The sequence below is a fragment of the Saccharopolyspora erythraea genome, assembly GCF_018141105.1.
Lineage (GTDB): Bacteria > Actinomycetota > Actinomycetes > Mycobacteriales > Pseudonocardiaceae > Saccharopolyspora_D > Saccharopolyspora_D erythraea_A.
The window spans coordinates 6,805,119-6,828,420 of the sequence record NZ_CP054839.1; the positions used below are offsets into that span (position 1 = coordinate 6,805,119).

Below are 23,302 nucleotides of genomic sequence, written 5' to 3' on the forward strand. Positions count from 1 at the left end.
TATCTCCGTGTGGCGCTTGCGCCTCACGCGCCGGTGGCATACACCACACTGATGCGGGTAGTAGGGGTCATCTCGGGCACGTCGATGGACGGCATCGACGTGGCCGCCTGCGAGCTGGCGCTCTCCGGCGACGCCGTCGAGCTGCACCCGCTGGGCTGCACCGAGTCGCCGTACCCCGCCGAGCTGCGCGCCCGCCTGCTCGCCGCGCTGCCGCCCGCGAGCACGACCGCCGCGGAGGTCTGCGCACTCGACACCGAGGTCGGGCGCTGCTTCGCCGAGGCCGCCGACGCCGGGATCGCCGACCTCGCCGGGGGCCGGGCCGACCTGGTCGCCTCCCTCGGGCAGACGCTCTACCACTGGGTCGACGACGGCCGCGCCCGCGGCACGCTCCAGCTCGGCCAGCCCGCCTGGATCGCCGAACGCACCGGCCTGCCCGTCGTCTCCGACCTGCGCGCCCGCGACGTCGCCGCGGGCGGCCACGGCGCTCCGCTGGCCGGCGTGCTCGACGCGCTGTGGCTGGCCGACGAGCCGGGCGTGAGCGTCGCGCTCAACATCGGCGGCATCGCCAACATCGCCGTCGTCGGAGGTCCGGAGCCGCTGTCCTACGACACCGGGCCGGGCAACGCGCTCATCGACGCCGCGGCGGACCTGGTCACGGCAGGCCGCCAGGCCCACGACACCGACGGCCGGATGGCCGCCGCCGGATCGGTGCGCTCCGACCTGCTCAAGGCCCTGCTGGACGATCCCTACTACGCCCGGCCGGCACCCAAGTCCACCGGCAAGGAGCACTTCAACGCCGCCTACCTCGCCCGCGTGCTCGACGACTTCGCGCAGGTCGGGGACGCCGACCTGCTCGCGACGCTGACCGAGCTCACCGCCGTCACCGTCGCCCGCGCCTGCCACGCCCACGGCGCGCGGCGGGTCGTCGCGGCCGGCGGCGGCACCGCGAACCCGGCGCTGATGTCGGCATTGCGCAACCACCTCGCCGAGCGGGACGTCACACTGGGCACGAGCGACCGGCTCGGGTTCCCGGCCGGCGGCAAGGAGGCCTACTTGACCGCGCTGCTCGGTTTCCTCACCATGCACGGATTGCCGGGCAACGTGCCGGGCACCACCGGCGCACACGGCCCGCGCCTGCTCGGCAGCATCACGCCGGGCCGCGGCCCGCTCGCGCTCCCCGAACCCGCCGCGACTCGACCACGGCGCCTGCGAATCCTTCGCCCACAGCAAGAGTGGAGGCCCTGTGCATCCCGTTGACGTCACCATCATCGTCGGGTACCTGATCCTGGTCCCGATCATCGGCGTGCTGCTCGCGGGCAAGCAGCGAACCTCCAAGGACTTCTTCGTCAGCGACCGCAACATGCCCTCGTGGGCGGTCTGCTTCGCGATCGTGGCCACCGAGACCTCCACGCTGACGGTGATCAGCACGCCCACCGTGGCCTACCTCGGCTCCTTCACGTTCCTGCAGATCGCGATCGGCTACCTGCTGGGCCGGATCGTGGTGGCGTTCGTCCTGCTGCCCCGCTACTACGAGGGTGAACTGGTCACCGCCTACGCCTACCTGGGCAAGCGGTTCGGGCCCGGCGTGCAGGGCACCGCGTCGGCGACGTTCCTGGTGACCCGGCTGCTGGCCGACGGCGTGCGGCTGTTCGCCACCGCGATCCCGGTGAAGGTGATGCTCTCGGCGGCGGGCTTCGACGTGGCGTTCTGGCAGATCATCCTGGTGATCACGATCATCACGGTGCTCTACACCTACCTGGGCGGCACCCGGGCCGTGGTGTGGGTCGACGCGTTCCAGATGGTCCTCTACGTCGCGGGCGGGCTGATCGCGGTCTACCTGCTGGCCGGACGGCTGCCCGGCGACTGGTTCGAGACCGCGATCAACGAGGGCAAGTTCCAGCTGTTCGACTTCTCCGGTTCGGTGCTGACCGAGCCCTACGCCTTCATCACCGCGGTGGTCGGCGGCGCGATGCTGTCGATGGCCTCGCACGGCGCCGACCAGCTCATCGTGCAGCGGCTGCTGGCCACCAGGACGCTGCGAGCCAGCCGCACCGCGCTGATCGGCAGCGGCGTGCTGGTGTTCTTCCAGTTCGGCCTGTTCCTGCTGATCGGCACCATGCTGTGGTCGTTCTACAACGGGGTGGCGCCCAAGGAGATGGGAATGGCCACCAACGACGACCTGTTCCCGACCTTCATCGTCACCGAGATGCCGCCCGGCATCGCCGGACTGCTCATCGCCGGCATCCTCGCCGCGGCCATGAGCTCGTCGCTGAACTCGCTGGCGACCTCCACGGTCACCGACATCTACCAGCGGCTCACAACCCGCGTGCTCGACGACGCCGCGGTGCTGCGGCAGGCCAAGATCTGGGTGCTGATCTGGGGCGTGGCGCTGTTCGCGTTCGCCTCGATGTTCACCGACACCGAGAATCCGGTGATCGAGCTCGGTCTGAGCGTCACCGGCTACACCTACGGCGCGCTGCTGGGCGCCTTCTTCCTGGGGCTGCTGGTGAAGCGGGCGCGCCAGTCCGACGGCGTGATCGCGTTCGTGGTCACGGTCGCGGTGATGGGCGTGGTGATCCTGGGCGTGACCTTCCCCGACGGCGAAGGCGGCCAGGCGTCGCTGGCCTTCCCCTGGTACACGCCGGTCGGCGTCGTCGTGACGCTGCTCGTGGGCGGCCTGCTGTCGCTGCGGCACCGGCGTCCGGTCGCGCCTCCGGAACAACCCGTCGTGGAGGAAGAGCCCGCCTGACCGGCGGCGCGACCGCGAATCCGGCCGAGGCGCACGTGATCCGTGCGCCTCGGCGTCTCACATCATCAGCAGCGGCAGGAAGCCCAGCAGCAGGATGAGCACCGGGACGCCGATGGCGAGCACCAGCGTCAGCGCGAGGTTGGGGACCTCCTGCGGGACCGGGCCGATGTTGCCCTCGCCGAAGGCGATCGCGGGAGCCTTGTAGTAGACGTCGACCTGCTGGCCCGCGTTGACCGGCACGACCGCGACCGCATGGCCGAACTTCCACAGGTAGTTGACGTGCACCTGGATCTGGTACTGGCCGGGCGGCAGGTCGATGACGGTCTTGCCCCAGGTCGCGACCGGCCCGGGCTGGCCGTTGATGGTGATGCCCGGCTTGAACAGCGCCAGGATGAACGCCAGCACGAAGTAGGACGAGTCGAGCACGACCCTGCCCATGCCGGGCGGCGGCGGAGCCATCTGCGGCCCCATCGGCGGGTTGCCCATCGGCTGCTGTCCCATCGGCTGTCCCGGCGGCATGCCGGGCTGCTGCGGGTAACCGCCCTGCTGCGGCGCGGGGGGCATCGGCTGCGGGCCGGACTGCGGCGCGTAGCCGCCCGGCTGCGGCGCCGGCTGGCCGGGCTGCGGGTAGGGCTGTCCTGGCGGCGGATACGGCTGGTTGCCCGGAGGCGGGCCGTACGGGTTGGTCATGGTGGGGCCTCCTGCATGAACACGAACGCGGCGCACACACTAATGCCTCAGTGGGACGCTCGATCGACGGGAGCTGGTTGCGCAGTGTGAGTCACTCGGCTGAGGGGCCCGCACTTCGGCGGATTCTTCCCGACGTCGGTGAACAATGATCGCCAGGTCGGTTGGCGTCGTCGGGACGGGGTCGGAGTGAACAGCAATCAGCGCGGTGAACTCGAGGAGCGCGGCGCGATCGGCTCGGTCTGGCAACCCGGCGAACCGGCCGAGGTCAGCGACCCCGGAGAGCACGAGGACGTCCGCGGGCGGCTGGCGGCCTACTCCGCGGGAATGCTCGACGGCGTCGAGTGGCTGACCGTGCGGACCCACGTCGCCGAGTGCGAGCTGTGCCGGTCGGAGCTGGCCCGCCCGGTGGTCTGGAACCGCGCGTCGCCGCAGCGCATCCTGCCCGCCGGCGTCGTGCACGTGGCGGGGCGTCCGGAGCGGGGCGCGGCGACCGCGCTGCGCAACCTGCCGCACTGGGCTGTGCTTTTCCTGGCCGCGCTGGTCGCCGGGGTCATCACCTACGGCGCGACCCAGCCCTTCTGACCGTCATCGCAGGGGATCGGCCGGAGCGGCGCCGAGTTCGCCCGGCTCGGATGATTCCGCGGGACCAGCGTCGGATTCGGCGGCCGTCCCATCGGATTCCACCGCAGCGACATCCGCAGGCCCGTCGGACTCCGCCGCAGCCACGTCGGCCGTCCCATCGGACTCCGCGGCGGTGACGTCGGATTCCTCCGCAGCGCTGTCGGATTCCTCGGCGTCGGCCGACGGCGACTCCACCGCCGTCGCGGGAGCCGCTTCGGCGGCATCATCGCTCTCCCCGCCCGCAGGCGCCGACGACTTGCCCGCCTTGCCAGCCCGCAGCCGCTGCGAGATCACGGTGGTGATGCCGTCGCCGCGCATGGTGACGCCGTAGAGGGCGTCGGCGATCTCCATCGTCGGCTTCTGGTGGGTGATGATGATCAGCTGCGAGGTCTCGCGCAGCAGGTCCAGCAGCGTGATCAGCCTGCGCAGGTTGGTGTCGTCCAGTGCCGCCTCGACCTCGTCGAGCACGTAGAACGGCGAGGGCCGGGCGCGGAAGATCGAGACCAGCATGGCCACCGCCGTCAGCGACTTCTCGCCACCGGAGAGCAGCGACAGCCGCTTGACCTTCTTGCCCGGCGGGCGGGCCTCGACCTCGACGCCGGTGGTGAGCAGGTCGTCGGGCTCGGTGAGCACCAGCTTCCCGGCACCGCCGGGGAACAGCACGGTGAAGACCTTCTCGAACTCCGCGGCCACGTCGTGGAACGCCGAGCTGAAGACCTCCAGGATCTTCTCGTCGACCTCCTTGACCACGTCGAGCAGGTCGCGCCGGGTCGCCTTGAGGTCCTCCAGCTGGGTGGACAGGAACTTGTAGCGCTCCTCCAGCGCCGCGAACTCCTCGAGCGCCAGCGGGTTCACCTTGCCCAGCAGCGAGAGGTCCTTCTCGGCGCGCTTGGCCCGCCGCTCCTGGGTGGACCGGTCGAAGGGCACCGGTGGCGGCTCACTGACCTGCTCGCCGCGCTCCTTGGCCGCCTCGTACTCGGCGATCTCGGCCGGGCTCGGCGGGACCGGAACGGTCGGCCCGTACTCGTCCACCAAGTCGTCGAGACCGATGCCGAAGTCCTCGATGATCTTGACCTCGAGCTGCTCGATGCGCAGCCGCTGCTCGGCCCGCACCACCTCGTCGCGGTGCACCGCGTCGACGAGTTTCTCCAGCTCTCCGGAGAGCTCCCGCACCCGCGCCCGCACCGCACCGAGCGCCTGCTCGTGCTCGCTCTGCTGCGCCTGCGCGGTGTCGCGCTCCTGCGTCGCGCTCCGCAGCGACGCGGCGATGCGCTCGAGCGCCGTCTCGCTGCCCTCGACGACAGCCTTGGCCACCCGCGCGCCGCGCTCCCGCGCCCGGCGCGCGGCTTCGGCGCGCGCCCGCGCCTCGCGCTCGTGCCGCGCCGCGCGGCGGAGCTGGTCGGCGCGGCCCTGCACGGCGCGGGCCCGCTCCTCGGCGGTGCGCTGCCCGAGCCGGGCGTCCATCTCCTCCTGGCGGACGGCGGTCAGCTCGGCGTTGAGCCGGTCGCGCTCGCCGGTGTCGGGCTCGGCCTGCTCCTCCTGCTCGGACTTGACCGCGGCCAGCCGCTCCTCCAGGTCGGCGAGCTTGACCAGGGCGTCCTCGCGGGAGCGCTCGACGTTGGTGCGCTGGACGCGCACGCGCTCGACCTCGCCGGTGGCGGAGCGAGCGGCCTTCTGCAGGCTGGAGAGGCGTTCGGTGCTGCGCGCGCGGCGGACCTTGGCCTCGTTTATCTGGTCCTTGATGGCCCGGACCTCGTCGCGCCGGGCCTCCTCCTCGGCTCGCGCGCCTTCCAGCGCGGCGGCGTGCTGTTCGAGCCTGCGCTCGGCGGCGGCCAGCTCGCTCTCCGCCTCGTCGACCGCGGCCTGCACCTCGATGACGCTCTGGCCGTCGGCGGATCCGCCGGTCGCCCAGTGCCCGCCGAGCACGTCGCCGGTGCTGGTGACCGCGCGGACCTCGGGATGCCTGCCGACCAGCTCGCGCGCGGTGGCCAGGTCGTCGACCACGGCCATCCGGTCGAGCACAGCGGTGACCGCGGGTTGCAGGCCGTCAGGGGCCCGCACCAGGTCGACCGCCCAGCGCGCGGAGCCGTCCAGCGCAGGCCACGCCGACCGGTCACCCTCCACAGTGGAGCCTCCGACCAGGACGCCCGCCTGGCCCGCGTCGTCGGAGCGCAGCAGCTCCAGGGCGGCCACCGCGTCGCCGACGCCGCTCACCGCGACCGCGTCGGCCACCGCGCCGAGCGCCGCCGCCAGCGCGGCCTCCGCACCTGGCTCCACGGTCAGCAGCGCAGCGACGGAGCCGAGCAGGCCCGGCACCCGGTCCCCCGCGGCAAGCAGCGCGCCCGCGCCGTCCTTGCGGCGCAGCCCCATCGACAGCGCCTCCACGCGCGCCTTCCACGACGCGATCTCGCGCTCGGTGGCGCGCTCGGCGCGCACCAGCTCCTCGACGCGCGCCCGCGCCGCGTCGCGCGCCTCCGCGGCGGTCGCGCGCCGGTCCTCCAGACCCGCGTCGTCGGAGTCGTAGCCGTCGCTCTCCTCCTCCGCGTCGGCAACGGCGCGCTCGGCGACCTCGGCGCGCTCCTCCGCCTCGGCCAGCGAGGTGGACAGCCGCTCTATCTCGTCGGCGGTGGCGCCGGCCTTGCTGCGCATCGACTCGACCTGACCGGCCAGCCGCGCCGCGCCCTCCCTGCGGTCGGCGATGGCCCGGACCGCCGCCATGTGCGCCTGCTCGGCGGCCTTGAGCGAGGACTCCAGCTCCGAGCGGCGCCGCACGACCTCCGACAGCACCTCGCGGGCCCGCTCCATCTCCTCGCGCAGCTCGATCTCCTGCTCGGCGGCCTCCTCCGCCTCGGCCTCCAGCTGCTCCGGGTCGCGGCCGGTGCGCTGCTCGGCGGTCTGCGCGGTCAGGTGGCGGTGGCGTTCGGCGGCCAGCCGCAGCGTGCCGTGCAGCCGCTCCTCCAGCGCCGACAGCCGGTACCAGGTCTCCTGGGCGCGGGTGAGCCTCGGCGCGTCCGCGGCGAGGTTCTCCTCCAGCGTCTTCTCCTCCGACTGCGCGAACTGCAGAGCGCGCTCGACCTCGGCGCGCTTGGCCTTCGCGGTCTCCTGGTCGGCCTCGTCGCGCGCCAGTTCGGCGCGCGCGTTGACCAGGTCGTCGGCGATGAGACGCAGCCGCGCGTCGCGCAGGTCGGCCTGCACCGTCTGCGCCTTTCGGGCGATCTCGGCCTGCTTGCCCAGCGGTTTGAGCTGCCTGCGCAGCTCGCTGGTCAGGTCGGTCAGGCGGGTGAGGTTGGCCTGCATCGCGTCGAGCTTGCGCAGCGCCTTTTCCTTGCGCTTGCGGTGCTTCAGGACGCCCGCGGCCTCCTCGATCAGCCTGCGGTGCTCGTCGGGCTTTGCCTGCAGGATGTTCGCGAGCTGGCCCTGACCGACGATGACGTGCATCTCGCGGCCGATACCGGAGTCCGACAGCAGTTCCTGCACGTCCATCAGCCGGCACGAGTTGCCGTTGATCTCGTACTCGCTGGCGCCGTCGCGGAACATCCGGCGGGTGATGGAGACCTCGGTGTACTCGATCGGCAGCGCGCCGTCGGAGTTGTCGATGGTCAGCGTGACCTCGGCGCGGCCCAGCGGGGCGCGGCCCGCGGTACCGGCGAAGATGACGTCCTCCATCTTGCCGCCGCGCAGGTCCTTGGCCCCCTGCTCTCCCATCACCCAGCGCAGCGCGTCGAGCACGTTGGACTTGCCGGAGCCGTTCGGGCCGACGACGCAGGTGATGCCGGGTTCGAAGCGCAGCGTGGTGGCCGATGCGAAGGACTTGAAACCCTTGAGGGTCAGGCTCTTCAGGTGCACGGCTTCGATCGACCTTCCCGCATGTCAGGCGCCCGTTCGGCGCTACCACGTCCGGAGGAGCCTACCCGCGAACGCGCTCTCGACCCCGCAGAACCGCTCGTGTTCTCAGCGCTCCACGAATCCGGTCAAGCCGCCTTTCGGCTCCGACCACTGCTCCGCGACGTGGTCGACGTCGCCGGGGGTGTCCGGCGAGCGCAGAGCCTCCAGCAGCCGTTCGCACGACTCGCGCGGTCCTTCGGCGACCACTTCCACCCGGTTGCCCGGCAGGTTGGTCGCGCTGCCGGCGAGTCCCAGCTCCAGCGCCCTGGCCCGGGTCCACCAGCGGAACCCGACGCCCTGCACCCTGCCGTGCACCCATGCCGTCAGCCGTGCCTGCTGTGCGTCCGTCACGGCCGACCATGATGCCGCACCGGCCCGCCGCTCTACCTGCCAGGGTGGTACGGACCTGCGGAAACGCCCGCACCCGGCGGTCGGGCGGGGACGGGGTTGCGGCGATCAGTACGGTATCCGTTGCCAACGCGGGGTTTTGCGCAGATCCGAGGAGAGCAGGACAGGCGATGGACCCGATACCGCTGGAAGACCCGGACGCCCGCCCGAAACGCCTGGTGGTGCTGGCGACCTCCGGGATGGTGATCGCCACCGGCTTCGCCACGATCGCGGCGATGGCCTTCGGCAGTCAGCGCCACACCGACGCGACACCGGACATCGTGCTCGACCCGACGTCGTCGCGCGCTCCCTCGCTCACCTGGACCACGCCGCCGCCGATGCTCCCGCCGCCGCTGACCAGTTCGGACGTCGTGTCGAGCACCTCCGGCAGCGAAGACCCGACCTCGTCAACGACGTCGTCGACCTCCCCGGACGCTCCCGGCCTGCCGAGCAGTCCCGGCGATCCGGTGCCACCGCCTCCGGGAACGCGTCCGACCGAGACCATTCCGACGACGACGCCCACCTCGAACGACCCGCCGCCGACCACCACGACCTCGAACGACCCGCCGCCGCCAACGACTTCCCACGAGCCGACCACCAGCTCGCACACCGGCCCGAACACCACTAACACCGGGCCGAGCAGCGCGACCGGCTGATGGGACTCGCGATCCACGCCTGCCGGTCGCTGTGCTCCTGGCACCGCACGCCCGCGACCCTGGACGGGCTGCCGCTGCTGGCGTGCCGGGGATGCGGCTCGCAGTGGGTGCGCAGCGAGCTGTGGACGCCGATCGACCACACCGGACGGATTCCCGACGAGGTCCGCGAAGAGGCCGCCAAGCGGTAGCGCCTCAGATGTCCAGGACGCAGTCCACTGCATTTTGCGGTGGCGGTAGTTGCCCGGTTTCCAGGTCCTCCATGAGGTGCACGTCGGCGTGCATCTCCGAGACCCGACGGCCGACTTCGTCGAAGACCCGCCAGCGGCGGCGCAACCAGCCGCCGGGCAGGTGCGGGTGCCGGAAGGTCAGCCGGACCCGCAGGTCGGGCCACTCACCTTCGAGTTCGCTGCGGGCATCGGACAGGTGCAGGTATCTCCCGGCGTCTTCGAACCGGGCGCGTTCCGTCTCGGCGTGCGCCGCGGCCTCGCCGGCGTCGAAGCCGACGAGCGGCCAGCAGCGGTCCGCGATGTCGATGCTTCCGACCTGGGATACGGCGTTGACCTGTCCGGTCACCGGATCGATGCGCAGCAGTTCTCGAAGCCGGTTTCGCTGGACCACCACCCACAGGAACCCGCCGCACTCGACCGCGGCGTGCAACAGCCCGGCACCCAGGTCGACACGGAGGCGTTCGGCGCCGGACTCCGGATCGTGGCCGGTCGCCACGATCGGGTAGCTGCCGCCTTCCGGCTGTTCCAGGACTCGCCCGACGGCCCAGCGCAGCCCGCCTGCGGGCAGCCCGTCGCTGGAGACCGAGTCCGTGTCGTGCCAGGCCAGCCACTGGCCCGCACCACCGTGGCTCCAGGGCGGTGGTTCCAGGTCCGGTTCGCGCTTCTCGTGCTGCTCGTACTCGATGCGGTCCGGCAACGGTTCGGTAAGACGCAGGTCTTCGACGTGGTAGTCGCAAGTCCAGCCGGTGGCCGTGCGCGGGTCGCCCATCGGTGCGGCCGTGGGCGGCTTTCCGTGCACCCGCAGGTACATCCCGTCGGTCCGGAGCGTCACGGACTCGGTGGGGCGGTCGACCGCGATAGTGCGAGTGCCGCCGTCCTCCGCCACGACGACGAGCCGGCCTTCGGGCATCGGCGGCGGTACCGGCGCCACGCCCGGCCCTCCGGGCCTGCCCGGGTCCGGAGAGCGCGAGTCCACGCACCAGGCCGCTCCGCGGCCGACCGCGACCAGGTCGGCCCCGTCCGGATCGGCGACCTGGCGCAGACCGCCCTCGTCGACGCGGCCGATCGGACCACCCGGACCCTGCTGGACCCACAGGCGGTGGTGGTCGGTGACGACCCGGGTGGCGGTCCCCGGCGCGGGCGGCGGCAGCTCGCGCCAGTCCACGACGGCGCGCACCGCCGCGGTGTCCGGAGCCATCAGTGCGGCGACCGGCTGGAACTCGTCGAGCACCCCCAGCAGGCCGTCCAGCGGCACGAGGTGGCCGGGACGGAGAAAACGCTTGTTCCGCAACGAAAGCACCCCCGCACTCGACGTACCGGAGGACGAAGCCTCCGGGCGCGGGGCCGGAGGCTATCGGAGGGCGCGAACCCGCCGCAGGCGGTTTTCGCTCCCGAAGAGCGGTCGGCTGAGGACTCCGCCTACTCCGGGTCCCCGTCGACGACCAGGTCGGCGCGGACGCGGGTCGGCGAGACCAGCTCGGCGTTGTGCTCGTCGCTGCGGTGCACCCATTCCCGCGCCTGCGCGGGCGACTTGCCGTAGCGGACGTGGCGGGCGACCAGCCGGTCGACGCGGACCTGGTCGTCGGGGGCGAGGAACCACGCCTCGTCGAGCAGGTCCCGCACCGCCGCCCACGGCCCGCGGTCCAGCAGCAGGTAGTTGCCCTCGGTGATCACCAGCGGAACCTCCGGCCCGATGGCGATCGCCCCGGCATAGGACTCCTCCACCTCGCGGTGGAACTCCGGCGCGTAGACGGCGTCGCCGCCGGGTTCGCGCAGCCGTCGCAGCAGCGCGACGTAGCCCGCCGCGTCGAAGGTGTCGGGCGCACCCTTGCGGTCGCGGCGACCGAGGCGCCGCAGTTCGGCCTCCGCGAGGTGGAAGCCGTCCATGGGCACCAGCACGGCCGCCGGGCCGAGCTCGCGCAGCACCGCCTCGGCGACCGTCCCCTTGCCCGAGCCCGGCGGTCCGGTGATGCCGAGCACGCGCCGCTGTCCGGTTTCGGCCAGGGCTCGCGCCCGCTTCACCAGATCGTCGAGCCGGATCATCTACTCGCCCTTCCGCCCGCCGCGAAGCGACATCTCGATGTCCTCCAGGCTACGGCCCTTGGTCTCGGGCAGCTTGCGGTAGAGGTAGATCATGCCCGCCAGGCCGAGCACGCCGTAGAGCCAGAACAGGCCGGTGGCGGTGAACGCCTGGATGAGGGTGAGCACCGAGATCGAGATGAGGAAGTCCAGGCCCCAGTGGGTCACGGTGCCCACGCCCGCGGCCTTGCCGCGGACCGCGGTCGGGAAGACCTCGCTGTTGATCAGCCAGATCGCCAGGCCGAGGCTGGCGGCGAAGGCCGCCTCGTAGACCATCAGGCCGATCGTCAGCAGCGTGCCGAGCCCCTGGACGCTGGGCAGCAGGTAGAGCGCGCCGAGGCCGAACAGCACCGCGATGACCACGCCGGTACCGCCGATGAGCAGCGGGCGGCGGCCGACCTTGTCGATGAGCAGCAGCGCGATCGCGGTGAAGACCATGTTGGTCGCGCCGATGCCGACCGAGGACAGGATCGCCGCCGAGTCGCCGAGCCCGGCCTGCTTGAGGATGGTCGGCGCGTAGTAGATGACGGCGTTGACGCCGACGAGTTGGTTGGTGGCCGCGACGGCGACGCCGAGCAGCACGGCCGGGCGCAGCCGGGGCCGGAACAGGTCGCGGTAGGAGAAGCGGCTCTCCTCGCGCATCGTCGCCGACATCTCGGCCAGCTCGGCTTCGGCCTCCTCGGGGCCGCGGGTGCGCAGCAGCACCTGCTTCGCCTCCTCGGTGCGGCCCTTGGCGAGCAGCCAGCGTGGGCTCTCGCTGAGCATCGACAGCCCGACCAGCATCGCCACCGACGGCACCACGGCCAGCCCCAGCATCCAGCGCCAGCCGCCGCTCTCGGCGAAGGCGTAGCCGACCAGGTACGACACGAAGATGCCGATGGTGATCATGAGCTGGTTCAGCGACACCAGCCTGCCGCGGGTCGCGGGCGGCGCGATCTCGGCGATGTAGGTCGGCACCACCAGCGAGCTGGTGCCGATGGCCAGACCGAGCAGCACCCGGGCCACGATCAGGACCGCGGTGCCGGTGGCCAGCGCGGAGAGCAGCGCGCCGACGGTGAACACCGCCGACACCATCAGCAGGGTGCGCTTGCGGCCGGCGCGGTCGACCACGGGGCCGCCGCCGACGGAGCCGGCGATGGCGCCGAGCAGCAGGGACGCGACCACGATCTGCTGCATGCCCTCGCTGAGCTGGAAGGCAGGAGCGATGTAGAGCAGCGCGGCGGAGATGACGCCGGTGTCGTAGCCGAAGAGCAGGCCGCCGAGGGCGGCGATGGCGGAGGCGCCGACGACCGTGGCGCGACCGCGCTGTTCAGGTCTGGAGGGGCTGAGCTGTGCGGTGCTCATCTGGGGTGCCTTCCTGGCCCGGGCGGCATCGCCCGTTGTCGGTCGGCGCCGTCGCCGCGGGGCGGGACGTCAAGCGCCTTGGTCTGCGAGTGAGCGGAACCGTAAAACGAAGTTAAGCGCTTGCGCAAGCGCTTGCCTGATACTCTTCGCGGCACAGCCGGGACTCGAAGGGGAGCAGGCGATGGCGACGATGGCCGATGTCGCCCGCATGGCGGGCGTGTCCACCGCGACGGTTTCGCACGTCATCAACGGCACCCGGACCGTGCGCGAGGAGACCCGCAGGGTCGTGCAGGACGCGATCGAGAGCACCGGCTACAGCCCCAACACCCTGGCCCGGTCGCTGGCCACGGCCAGCAGCCGCTCGATCGCGGTGGTCATGTCGGCGATCACCAACCCCTACTTCGGCCAGGTGCTGCAGGGCATCGAGGCCGAGGCGGTCCGCCGCGGGTACACGCTGCTGCTCGCCGAGTCGCGCGACGACCCCGACCACGAGCTGCACGTGGTGCGGGGGATGCACGAGCGCCGCGTCGACGGCGTGATCCTGGCTCCGTCGGCGCTGCCCCGCCAGACCCTGGACTACGTCGCCGCGCAACGGCTTCCCGTCGTGCTGGCCGACCGGGTCATCGACGACCGCTACGACCAGGTCGGCCCGGAGAACACCGCGCCGATGGCCGAACTCGTCGACCACCTCGCCGCGGCGGGCCACCGCCGCATCGGCTTCGTCGCCGGGCGGCGCGGACTGTCCACCACGGAGGAGCGCGTCCGCGGCTACCGCGAGGGCCTGCGCCGCAACGGCATCGAGCCCGAACCGGAGCTGCTGGTGGAAGGCCGCTCGGTCACCGACACCGCCGTGGCGGCGACCCGGCGGCTGCTCGCGCACCGGCCGACGGCGCTGATCACCGCGAACAACGGCATGACCATCGGCGCGATGCAGGCGCTCGGCGAGGCGGGACTCTCGGTGCCCCGCGACATCGCGCTGGTCGGCTTCGACGACTTCCCGTGGGCGGAGTGGTTCTCGCCGCGGCTGACCGTCATAGCGCAGCCCTGCAACGACATCGGCACCGAGGCGACGCGCCTGCTGCTGCGCCGCATCGCCGACCCCGACGCCGCACCCGAGACGCACCGCCTGCGGTCCCGGCTCGTGCACCGCGATTCCTGCGGCTGCAACGGCTGATCACCCGCTCGTCCGGGAGTTCCTGAGCAGCACCGCGGTCGCGATCGCCGTCACCAGCAGGACCACGGCACCTGCGGCGCAAGCCACGCGGACGGCGTGGTCGAAAGCCTCCGCGGTGAGCGCCTGGAGATCGACTGCGTCCTCCGGGCGCAGGTGCCGTCGCACGTCCGGGACGGCACCGATGGACTCACCGACCGACGCCGCGTCCGCGGACCCGAGGTAGGGCAGCGGCGGCACGGCGAAGCGGTACGAGATCGCCAGCACGGAGCCCAGAACCGCCACGGTGACGCCCGCCGAGAGCTCGAACGACGTCTCCTGGACGGCGGCGGCCTCTCCCGCCCGGTGGGGGCTCACCGTCCCGGTGGTCAGGTCCGATCCGGCGGTCATGACGACTCCCGCGCCGAAGCCCGCGACGACCAGCATCGCCGCGATCAACGGGTATCCGGCGGCCTGCCCGGCGACGGCGAACACGACCAGGGCCGAGGCGAAGGCGACCAGCGCGGCGGCCATGGCCCGCCGGTACCCCAAGCGGTTGGAGCCCCACGGCGCCAGTGCGGCGCCGAGCGCGTTCGCGGCGGCCAGCGGCACCACGGCCGCACCGGCCTGCAACGGGCTGTGCCCTCCCGCCTGCTGGAGCCACTGCGTCAGCAGGAACAACGTCGCGACGTAGGTGCCGAAGCAGCCGAAGATCGCCAGCGCTCCCGCGCTGAACCGGCGTTCCCGGAACAGACCGAGATCGAGCAACGGATGCCGGAGCCGCCGCTGCCGCACCCCGAACCAGACCAGGAGAGCCAGTCCGGCGAGCCCGATGCCGGCCGACGCGGGCGTGAGTCCGGACGGGTCGGCGATCTGCTTCAGCCCGTAGACGAGCCCGCCCAGGCCGGACATCGACAGCAGGGCGCTCGGCAGGTCCCATCGGCGCGGAACGGGATCGCGGGACTCCGGGATGACGCGGACGCCGACGACCAGCACCACGGCCACGATCGGCACGTTGACCAGGAACACCGAGCCCCAGTGGAAGTTCTCGACGAGAACCCCGCCGACGAGCGGGCCGAGCGTGGTCCCGACGCTGTGCGCGGCGGTCCAGAGCCCGATCGCGATCGTCCGTTCCCGGGGGTCGTCGAACACGTTGCGGATGATGGCCACGGTCGCCGCCATGATGAGCGCGGTCCCGGCGCCGAGGACTGCCCGCGCGGCGATCAGCTGCGGTGTGCTGTCGGCGAAGGCCGCCGCGAGGGACGCGAGTCCGAACACCGCGAACCCGGCGATCACGACCCGCCTGCGCCCGACGCGGTCGGCCAGCGTCCCGCACGTCACCAGCAGCGCGGCGACCGCCAGCGAATACACGTCGACGATCCAGAGCAGCGCCGGGGCGCTCGGGCTCAGGTCGCGCGCGAGGCTCGGCGCGGCCACGTGCAGGACCGTGAGGTCGAGGCCGGTCAGCAGCAGGCTGGTGCAGAGCACCGCGAGCACGAGCCACCGCCGTGCGGTCCTGGGCCGCACACTCGGCACGGCCGGTCCGGGCGGCACCGGCGGTTCGCTTCCGGGCAGCGTCGGCGATTCGATCGGCGCGATGGCTGGGTTCTGCTCTTCGGCGTCCGGGCATCTCGTCGTCACGCACCTCAGCCCAGACCAGGTGAACGCCCGCGACAAGTAGGCAGTTTCCCGTGCGTTAGGCACATTCGGTATACCGTCGCAGTTCGCGGAGCCGCGGGGTGCCGCATTTCCCCGGACTACACTGGGCGGGTGAAAAAGGTGCGGATCCGCGAACGCATCGAGGAGATGTCCGACTACTGCGACGTCGAGGTCGCGCTGGTCGTCGTCGGCGGCAAGTGGAAGCTGCTCATCCTGAAGTACCTGGTCGACGGCCCGCAGCGGTTCGGCGAACTACGCCGCGCGCTTCCCGGGATCACCCAGCGGATGCTCACCCGGCAACTGCGGGAACTGGAGAACGACGGAATCGTCTCGCGCACCGTCCACGCCGAAGTGCCGCCGCGCACCGAATACCGGCTCACCGAGATCGGTGACAGCCTCCGCGCATTGATCAGCGACCTCGACGAATGGGGCAAGTGGTATCGCGGACACCTGCTGAACCGCCTGGACGCACCCGACTCCTGAGAAGCGCCGCTCAGTCCTCGAAAACCTCGCTGAGCAGTTCGCGGACGTACTCGGCGATGCGGTGGTTGTTGGCCGGTGCGATGGTGCTCCACCTGCGGCCGTCCCCGCTGGCGCGCACGACGTGCAGGTACCGGCCCTGCGACGTGTCGTGGAAGGCCACGACGCGGTTCGCGCGTTCGGGTTTCGCACCGCGCTGCGGGGAGCTCTCGGCGCCGAACTGGCCGCGCATGCCCATGCCGTCGGCCATCCGCGCCACCTCGGCGGCGTCGTCGGCGCCGACGCCCAGCGAACGCAGCTCGTCGACGAACACCTGCGGGTTGTCCGCGCCCGCGTAGTCGCTGGCCTCGCGCAGCACGTCGTTGGGCAGGCTCACCGGGCGCCCGGCACCCGGCTCGGCGTCCCCCGCGACTGACACCGCGGCCTCGGCCAGCGAACCGGCCCGCACCGGCGTCAGCTCGACGACATCGCCGTCCACGATCGTCAGCAGGCCGTTGGGCCCGTTGGCCGAGGCCAGCGCCCGGACCGGGCGGTCGGCCCAGATCCGCACGTCGATGCTGCGCTGCGGACGGTCGAGCAGCACCAGCAGGTCGCCGAGGTCGACGTCGACCCGGTCGCGGTGGTCCTCGGCGAGCCCGCGCTGCCGCAGCCCGGCCCAGGTGCCCGCGACGAGCTCGGCGCGCTCGGTGTAGGTCGCGCCCGGGCTGGGCACGTTGAGCGCGATGTGGCGGTGCTCGGTCAGCTTCTCGGCCTCGCACACCACGTCGAACTCGAGCGCGGACAGCACGATGGGGTCGGCTTCGGCTCCAGGGCGCACGTCAGTCCTGCTTCTTCGGCTGGTCGGCCTCACCGGCCTCGCCGGCCTCGTCGTGCTCGCGGTCCTCGCCGAGCACGGCGGGCGCGACCAGGCGGTTGTCGTCGAACGGGGTCTCCTCGACCACGTACTGGTTGTCGTGCTCGACGTCGTCGTCCTTCTTCTCGCCACGCGTCGCGGCGGGACCCATCATCGAGCCGGGACCGGGCCTGCTGGTCGCCGACGAACCGGCCGTGCGGCCCGCGGTCGTGTCGCCCGGCCCACCACCGACGCCCGACGAACCGCCCCGGGCGATGCCGCCCTTGACGTCACCGCCGCGCACCGAGCCCGCGCCACCCTTGCCGCCGCCGAGCATCTTGCCCGCCGCGGCGGCGCCGAGCCCCGCGACGGCGGCCCCGCCTGCACCGAGCCCGAGCGCGGGCCCGAGACCGAGCCCCGGGCGGTTGGTCGGCCCGGTCGTGTTCCGGTCCGCGTAGCCCCCGGTGCCGCTGCTCTCCCGCAAGCCACCGGCTCCGCTGCGACCGCCACCCTCACGGCTGCCGTCACCACCGCTGTAATCCCCACCACCGGGCAGGACACCGGAGTGGCCACCAAAGCCACCGCCGGTTCCACCACCGCCGACGGCCCCACCGCCGACGCCGCCACCACCGACACCGGAGAAGGCGAACCCGCCGCCACCGACACCGGAGCCACCGACCGTCGCCGACTGCGCACTCACCGACGCCGGCGCCATCTCCGGCAGGGGCTGGTAGGCGTCGGCCTGCTGCACGCTGGTGTCGCGGTAGGAGCCGAGCGCCGACTGCGCCGCCAACTGGCGGTTCTGGATCTGCTTGGCTTCCGCGTCGTAGTCGCTCTCGTAGCCGAACGCGCCACCCGACCACTCGAGGAAGTTCTCGGACTGCTGCGCCTGCAGGTCGCCCGCCTCGGGCAGGGTGTGCTTCGCCGACTCGTAGCCGCGGCCCTGCGCGTCGACGCTCGCCGCCGACACGGCCAGCGGATCCTGCGACTCCTGCATGACGGCGGTCTGCGCGCGGGTCGCGGCCTGCGCCATGCTCCCGGCGTTGCCCTCCCAGTGGATCTGGAGCTTGGCCAGCTCCGTGCGCAGCGTGTTGTCGAGGTCGACGACGACCTGCACGCACTGCTCGAGCCCCCGGACCGCGCCGTTCATCGACTCCGTCCCGCGCCCGTGCTTGATCTGCGCGATCCACTGCTGGAGCTGGGGGATGTCCATCCCCTCGAACCGGATATCGCGAATCGGATCGATGCCCGCCATCGGTCTCCCCCTACCCCTGGCTCTGCAACGTCGTCACGGCCGCCTCCGCAGCCGCCTTGGCCTTGGCGCAGATGTCCTGGTTGCTCATCACCTGCGATACACCGGGCGAGGCGAAGACGCCGAGGGTTTGCCCGTCAGCGACGTCGACGCCCACCATGCAGCCGAGTTGCTCCAGGCTCTCCCCACGCTGGGCCTGCATCGCGGGGAATCCGTTGCCGACGGTGTAGGACGCCTCCGTCTCGGGGAAGGCCGGGCTGATCTTGCCCATGAAGTCCTTGATGCCCTCGGGAACCGCGTAGACCCTGATCCCGTACGCGGGTTCCTCACCGAGAGGCCTGCGCCAAGCGCACCCGGGATAGTCGGTCTCGGTCAGCTCGTCCGTCTCGGCGTTCGGCCTCGCGCCACCGACGCCGAGCGCCGTCTGCTGTTCAGGGGTGAGCAAGTCGCACAGATCAGCATCGGGCTTGCCCACGACCGCGAGATCCTTCGACCGGGAGGACTCCGCAGACGTGCTTGTCGCCGGAGTCGGCGACTCTGGGCCGTTGACCGTGCAGCCACCGGCCACGAGTCCGATCGCGGCCATGCCGACCAAGCCGTTGCGAATGCGTGCCGCCACCCGATATCCCATCAGCCGTGGTCCTTGTTGATCTGGAACGAAGCAGCGATCTCTTCTTCGGTGTACCCGTACTGCTTCGCGGCGTCTTCGATCTGCCTGCCCAGGTCAGCAACGTTCTGCACGTACTGACGCAGGCGGTTGAAGTGCGAGTCCGCATTCGTGAGCAGGTTGGCGTTCCAGGTTGCCGCCGCCGCGCTGCTGATCTTGTCCTTGGCAGGACTGGAGATCGCGAGTTCTCCTCGCAACTTGTCGAGCTTGTCGTACGCGTCCTCGGCGGCCGCCAGGATGACCCGGCGGACCTCCAGGACGTTGTCCTTGTTCACCGTGATGGTCTGACCGGGGCCGTTGGGACCGGGCGGTGGCGGCGGTGTTGTCATCGCGGGGAACCCCCAGTTCACGGCGTCTGATCACCCAGTGCGACGCAGACCCTAGCAGCGCCGGTTCCCGCTGGGCAGCAAGTCGGGGAAACTTCACGCGAACCCCACGATGCTGAGAAGTGCGGGGCCGCGCGGGGCCTCAAACCTCGAAGCGGTAGCCCATGCCGGCCTCGGTGATCAGGTGCCGGGGGCGGCTCGGGTCGGCTTCGAGCTTGCGGCGCAGTTGCGCGAGGTAGACGCGCAGGTAGTGGGTCTCGTTGGCGTACGCCGGGCCCCAGACGTCCTTGAGCAGCTGCTTCTGGCCGACCAGCCGCCCCTTGTTGCGCACCAGGACCTCCAGCATGCCCCACTCCGTCGGCGTCAGGTGGACCTCCGCGCCCTGGCGCAGCACCTTCTTCGCCGCCAGGTCCACGCTGAAGGTCGCGGTCTCGACCACCGGCTGGTCCTCCCGGTCCGTCGTGTTCGCGCGGCGGACGGCCGCGCGCAGCCGGGCGAGCAGTTCGTCCATGCCGAAGGGCTTGGTGACGTAGTCGTCGGCGCCCGCGTCCAGCGCGTGGACCTTGTCGGCCGAGTCGGTGCGCGCCGACAGCACGATGATCGGCACCGTCGTCCAGCCGCGCAGCCCGGCGATGACCTCGCTGCCGTCCATGTCCGGCAGCCCGAGGTCGAGCACCACCGCGTCCGGTTTGCCGTCCCCGGCGGCGCGGAGCGCGGCCTTGCCGTCGACGGCGGTCAGCACCTCGTACCCGCGCGCGGTGAGGTTGATCCGCAGCGCGCGCAGGAGCTGCGGCTCGTCGTCGACCACCAGGACCCTCGTCATCGTCTCCCCTGTTCCTCCACGTCGGCCGGCGCCGCCACACCCGGCACCGCGCCACCGCCGTGAGCAACCGGGCCGCCACCGTCCGCGACGCCGTCAACCGAACCGACACCAACCGCGCCGTCGCCAACCGCGCCGACGCCACCGCCCGCGACCGGGCGGGCGGCGGGCAGCGACAGCACGACCGTCAGGCCACCGCCCGGGGTGTCCTCGGCCCGGATCGAGCCCTGCATGGCCTCCATGAACCCCTTCGCGACGCTGAGGCCGAGGCCCACGCCCGTCTCGCCCTGGTCCCCGCGGTCGCCCCGGTCGCCGAGGCGCTCGAAGGGCGCGAACACGGTCTCGGCGGCATCTTCGGGCAGCCCCGGCCCGTGGTCGACCACCCGCAGCTCCACCCACGACGCGTGTTCGCTCGCGCGCACGCTGACGCGGCCGCCGTCCGGGCGCCCGTACTTCAACGCGTTCTGCACGACGTTGGCGACCACGCGCTCCAGCAGTCCGGCGTCGGCGAGCACGTCCGGCAGCGACTCGTCGGTGTCGATGTCGACGTGCTGCCAGCCGTCCAGCCCGGCCAGCGCGCGGAAGACGATCTCGTCGTAGCCGACCGGGTCGAGCCGGGGCACGATCGCCCCGGTGGCAAGCCGCGAGGAGTCCAGCAGGTTGTCCACCAGCGCGGTCAGCCGGTCCGCCGACTCCTCCACCCCGGCCAGCAGCTCGGTGGTGTCCTCCTCCGAAAGCGTCAGGTCCGGTGCGCGCAGGCTGCTCACCGACGCCTTGATCGAGGCCAGCGGGGTCCGCAGGTCGTGGCCGACCGCCGACAGCAGGGCCGTGCGCAGCTCCGTCGCGTCGGCGCGGCGCTGCGCTTCCCGCGCCTCGGTGGCCATCCGCTGCTGGCGCAGCGCCACCAGCGCCTGCCCGGCCGCGCCTTCGAGCACCGTGCGGTCGGCGGCGGGCAGCGCCCGGTCGCCGGGGCCCTTCAGCACCAGGTGCACGTCCGGGTTCACCTCGATGTCCACATCGGACTTGCCCGGGCTGGTGCAGGGTTGCGGGCCGGTCGACGCGGCGACGTGCCAGTCGCCGTCCTGGCGCTCCAGCAGCGCCGCCGAGGTCAGCCCGAAGTTCTCCACCACCTTCTCCAGCAGGCGCGGCAGCGGATCGGGGTGGGTGAGCACGGTGCGGGCGTAGGAGGCCAGCAGGGCGGCCTCGGTGCGGGCGTGCGCGGCGCGCTCGGCCAGCCGGGCGGCGCGGTCGACCAGGATCGCCACCAGCAGCCCGACGAACAGCATCGCCAGCAGGGTCACCAGGTTCTGCGGCTCGGAGACCGTCAGCGAGTACAGCGGCGGGGTCAGGAAGAAGTTGAGCAGTCCGCCCGACAGCAGCGCCGCCGTGATCGCCGGCGCCATCCCGCCGACCAGGGCCACGACGACGGTGGCCAGGAAGTAGCCGACCACGTCGGCCGACAGCGCCAGCGCCCCGGAGGAGTAGGCGATCGCCGTGACCGCGCTGGGCAGCGCCAGCGCCAGCACCCAGCCCCACAGCTGGCGGGCCGACGACAGCGGGTTGCGCGCGATCTTCTTGAGCAGCCGCCGCCCGCCCGCCTCGGGGTGGGTGACCATGTGCACGTCGATCGAGCCGGACTTCTGCACGACCGCGGCTCCGATCCCCTCGTCGAGCAGCCGCGCCCACCGCGACCGGCGGGACGTGCCGACCACGAGCTGGGTGGCGTCGGCACCGCGGGCGAACTCCAGCAGGGCCTCGGGCACGTCGTCGCCGACGACGGTGTGGAAGCTGGCGCCGACGCCGTCGGCCAGGCGGCGGGCCCGGGCGAGGTTGCCCGGCGAGGCCCCGGCCAGGCCGTCGCCGCGCAGCACGTGCACGACCTGCAGCTCGGCGCCCGCGCGGGCGGCGATGCGGCGGGCGCGGCGGATGAGGGTCTCGCTCTCCGGGCCCCCGGTGATCGCCACCACGACCCGCTCCCGGGCCTCCCAGGTGTCGGTGATCTTGCGCTCGGCCCGGTAGCGGCGCAGCGCCACGTCGACCTGGTCGGCCAGCCACAGCAGCGCCAGCTCGCGCAGCGCGGTGAGATTGCCGGTGCGGAAGTAGTTGCCGAGCGCGGCGTCGACCCGGTCGGCCGAGTAGACGTTGCCGTGGGCCATCCGCCTGCGCAGGGCCTCGGGGGTGATGTCGGCCAGCTCGATCTGCCCGGCGCGCCGCACCACCTCGTCGGGCACCGTCTCCTGCTGGCGGACGCCGGTGATGGCCTCGACGACGTCGTTGAGGCTCTCCAGGTGCTGGACGTTGACCGTGGACAGCACGTTGATGCCCGCGTCCAGCAGCTCGTCGATGTCCTGCCAGCGCTTCTCGTTGCGGGAGCCGGGCGCGTTGGTGTGGGCGAGCTCGTCGACGACCGCGACCTCCGGGCGCCGCGCCAGCACCGCGTCGAGGTCCATCTCGGTGACCTCGACACCGCGGTGCGCGATGCGGCGGCGCGGCACGGCCTCCAGGCCGTCGAGCAGCGCGGCGGTCTTCTCCCGGGCGTGGGTCTCCACCAGGCCGACCACGACGTCGGTGCCGCGGGCGGCCCGGCGGTGCGCCTCGCCGAGCATCGCGTAGGTCTTGCCGACGCCCGGCGCGGCGCCGAGGTAGATCCGCAGCTCGCCACGTCTGGCGCTCTTGCCTGCCACGCTCTCCAGTCTCCTACCCGAGAGTCGGTTCCATCACTGCCTAATAACATCCGACAGTAGTGCTCGTTGCCCTCCGATGATCGTGCGACCGGCCGCCTCACCGGCCATTTTCCACCTACGGGCCCAGGCGGAGGCGCCGAGCGCGGGCCCGCGGGGCGCCGTCCGGGGTACGCGGCGCCCCGCGGGGCTCATGAGGCGGCTTCGACCGCCAGGTTCAGCTCGGTCGCGTTGACCACCCGCTCCTCGACGACCCCGCCCGAGGTGTGCTCGGCGACCAGCCGTCGGACCTCGGCCTCCGGCAGGCCCGTGACGCGGGCGACCCGCGGGACCTGGAGGTCGGCGTAGGCGGGGCTGATGTGCGGGTCCACGCCGCTGGCCGACGCCGTCACCGCGTCGACCGGGACGCGCTCGGGCGCCACGCCCTCCCGCGCGGCGATCACCGCCCGCCGCTCGCCGACCGCGGCGAGCAGCTCCGGGTTGTCACCCGCGAGGTTGGACCCGCCGGTGGCCGAGGGGTCGCCGGGGCCGGTCGCGGTCTGCGCCGACGCGGCGGGCCGCAGGTGGAAGTAGGGGTCGCGGGCCGGGTCGGCGGGCACGGGGTCGACGCCGATCAGCGACGAGCCCACGACCCGGCCGTCCACCACGACCTGCGAGCCCTCGGCGCCGGCCCGCAGACCGGGCAGCCGGGACACTCCCCACACCGCCAGCGGGTACAGGACGCCCAGGATCGCGGTCATCACCAGCAGCAGCCGCAGCCCCGCGAGTGACTGGCGCACCAGTGTGCTCTTCATCAG

The 23,302-nt window shown here is 72.3% G+C and carries 21 protein-coding genes; 6 read left to right on the forward strand and 15 right to left on the reverse strand.

Annotated features, from left to right (window positions below; genetic code table 11):
- Nucleotides 1-51: 51 nt before the first annotated feature.
- Both HUO13_RS30410 and HUO13_RS30415 read left to right on the forward strand, forming a co-directional pair.
- Nucleotides 52-1,257: an anhydro-N-acetylmuramic acid kinase gene (locus tag HUO13_RS30410; RefSeq protein WP_211898377.1), complete on the forward strand. Its 1,206-nt coding sequence runs from the start codon at nt 52-54 to the stop codon at nt 1,255-1,257.
- Nucleotides 1,244-2,749 (forward strand): sodium:solute symporter, encoded by a 1,506-nt coding sequence (locus tag HUO13_RS30415; protein WP_211898378.1) that lies wholly within the window; start codon nt 1,244-1,246, stop codon nt 2,747-2,749. The genes HUO13_RS30410 and HUO13_RS30415 overlap by 14 nt, the downstream gene beginning before the upstream one ends.
- A gap of 57 nt (nt 2,750-2,806) precedes the next feature.
- Here HUO13_RS30415 and HUO13_RS30420 read toward each other — a convergent pair whose 3' ends face one another.
- The gene (locus HUO13_RS30420; RefSeq protein ID WP_211898379.1) at nt 2,807-3,439 is read right to left on the reverse strand and encodes a hypothetical protein; all 633 of its coding nucleotides are present in this window, start codon (nt 3,437-3,439) and stop codon (nt 2,807-2,809) included.
- Between the two features lie 186 nt (nt 3,440-3,625).
- Between HUO13_RS30420 and HUO13_RS30425 the strand changes: the two genes are divergently transcribed.
- Entirely contained in the window at nt 3,626-4,021 is a 396-nt protein-coding gene (locus HUO13_RS30425; protein WP_211898380.1) for a hypothetical protein, read from the forward strand.
- A gap of 3 nt (nt 4,022-4,024) precedes the next feature.
- Here the strand turns inward: HUO13_RS30425 and smc are convergent, their stop codons facing one another.
- The 3 genes from smc to HUO13_RS30440 all read right to left on the reverse strand — a co-directional run bounded on the left by smc (nt 4,025) and on the right by HUO13_RS30440 (nt 8,963).
- Entirely contained in the window at nt 4,025-7,906 is a 3,882-nt protein-coding gene (smc, locus tag HUO13_RS30430) for a chromosome segregation protein SMC (RefSeq protein WP_211898381.1), read from the reverse strand.
- 105 nt (nt 7,907-8,011) lie between these two features.
- The gene (locus tag HUO13_RS30435) at nt 8,012-8,296 is read right to left on the reverse strand and encodes an acylphosphatase (protein WP_009947591.1); all 285 of its coding nucleotides are present in this window, start codon (nt 8,294-8,296) and stop codon (nt 8,012-8,014) included.
- Between the two features lie 286 nt (nt 8,297-8,582).
- The gene (locus HUO13_RS30440) at nt 8,583-8,963 is read right to left on the reverse strand and encodes a hypothetical protein (protein WP_211898382.1); all 381 of its coding nucleotides are present in this window, start codon (nt 8,961-8,963) and stop codon (nt 8,583-8,585) included.
- Nucleotides 8,964-8,987: 24 nt separating this feature from the next.
- On the opposite strand from HUO13_RS30440, the gene HUO13_RS30445 reads away from it, so the two are divergent.
- Nucleotides 8,988-9,176: a hypothetical protein gene (locus HUO13_RS30445; RefSeq protein ID WP_211898383.1), complete on the forward strand. Its 189-nt coding sequence runs from the start codon at nt 8,988-8,990 to the stop codon at nt 9,174-9,176.
- A 4-nt stretch (nt 9,177-9,180) separates the two neighbouring features.
- Here the strand turns inward: HUO13_RS30445 and HUO13_RS30450 are convergent, their stop codons facing one another.
- The 3 genes from HUO13_RS30450 to HUO13_RS30460 form a co-directional block, all read right to left on the reverse strand.
- Nucleotides 9,181-10,506, reverse strand: coding sequence for a hypothetical protein (locus tag HUO13_RS30450; RefSeq protein ID WP_249124186.1), 1,326 nt, complete (start codon nt 10,504-10,506; stop codon nt 9,181-9,183).
- Between the two features lie 128 nt (nt 10,507-10,634).
- Nucleotides 10,635-11,258: a nucleoside/nucleotide kinase family protein gene (locus tag HUO13_RS30455; RefSeq protein WP_211898384.1), complete on the reverse strand. Its 624-nt coding sequence runs from the start codon at nt 11,256-11,258 to the stop codon at nt 10,635-10,637.
- On the reverse strand, nt 11,259-12,638 hold the full coding sequence (locus HUO13_RS30460) for a sugar porter family MFS transporter (RefSeq protein ID WP_211898385.1): 1,380 nt from the start codon (nt 12,636-12,638) through the stop codon (nt 11,259-11,261).
- A 181-nt stretch (nt 12,639-12,819) separates the two neighbouring features.
- Here HUO13_RS30460 and HUO13_RS30465 point away from each other — a divergent pair, with 181 nt between their 5' ends.
- Nucleotides 12,820-13,812, forward strand: a complete 993-nt coding sequence (locus HUO13_RS30465) for a LacI family DNA-binding transcriptional regulator (protein ID WP_211898386.1) — start codon at nt 12,820-12,822, stop codon at nt 13,810-13,812.
- Here HUO13_RS30465 and HUO13_RS30470 read toward each other — a convergent pair whose 3' ends face one another.
- On the reverse strand, nt 13,813-15,429 hold the full coding sequence (locus HUO13_RS30470; protein ID WP_249124187.1) for an MFS transporter: 1,617 nt from the start codon (nt 15,427-15,429) through the stop codon (nt 13,813-13,815). It lies immediately after the preceding gene.
- A gap of 129 nt (nt 15,430-15,558) precedes the next feature.
- Between HUO13_RS30470 and HUO13_RS30475 the strand changes: the two genes are divergently transcribed.
- On the forward strand, nt 15,559-15,930 hold the full coding sequence (locus tag HUO13_RS30475) for a winged helix-turn-helix transcriptional regulator (protein ID WP_249124188.1): 372 nt from the start codon (nt 15,559-15,561) through the stop codon (nt 15,928-15,930).
- 10 nt (nt 15,931-15,940) lie between these two features.
- On the opposite strand, the gene HUO13_RS30480 is transcribed toward HUO13_RS30475, so the two are convergent.
- From HUO13_RS30480 to HUO13_RS30510, 7 genes are all read right to left on the reverse strand, one after another.
- Nucleotides 15,941-16,744 carry an ESX secretion-associated protein EspG gene (locus tag HUO13_RS30480; RefSeq protein ID WP_211898387.1) on the reverse strand — a complete coding sequence of 268 codons (804 nt, stop codon included), beginning with the start codon at nt 16,742-16,744 and terminating at the stop codon, nt 15,941-15,943.
- 1 nt (nt 16,745) lies between these two features.
- The gene (locus HUO13_RS38210; RefSeq protein WP_211898388.1) at nt 16,746-18,014 is read right to left on the reverse strand and encodes a hypothetical protein; all 1,269 of its coding nucleotides are present in this window, start codon (nt 18,012-18,014) and stop codon (nt 16,746-16,748) included.
- A gap of 10 nt (nt 18,015-18,024) precedes the next feature.
- Entirely contained in the window at nt 18,025-18,630 is a 606-nt protein-coding gene (locus tag HUO13_RS30490) for a DUF3558 family protein (protein ID WP_249124190.1), read from the reverse strand.
- 11 nt (nt 18,631-18,641) lie between these two features.
- A complete protein-coding gene (locus HUO13_RS30495; RefSeq protein WP_249124191.1) occupies nt 18,642-18,953 on the reverse strand; it encodes a hypothetical protein in 312 nt (103 codons plus the stop codon).
- Nucleotides 18,954-19,146: 193 nt separating this feature from the next.
- The gene (locus HUO13_RS30500) at nt 19,147-19,827 is read right to left on the reverse strand and encodes a response regulator (RefSeq protein WP_211898391.1); all 681 of its coding nucleotides are present in this window, start codon (nt 19,825-19,827) and stop codon (nt 19,147-19,149) included.
- Nucleotides 19,824-22,508, reverse strand: a complete 2,685-nt coding sequence (locus tag HUO13_RS30505) for a sensor histidine kinase (protein ID WP_211898392.1) — start codon at nt 22,506-22,508, stop codon at nt 19,824-19,826. The genes HUO13_RS30500 and HUO13_RS30505 overlap by 4 nt, the downstream gene beginning before the upstream one ends.
- A gap of 188 nt (nt 22,509-22,696) precedes the next feature.
- Nucleotides 22,697-23,299: a potassium-transporting ATPase subunit C gene (locus HUO13_RS30510; RefSeq protein ID WP_211898393.1), complete on the reverse strand. Its 603-nt coding sequence runs from the start codon at nt 23,297-23,299 to the stop codon at nt 22,697-22,699.
- Between the last annotated feature and the right edge of the window lie 3 nt (nt 23,300-23,302).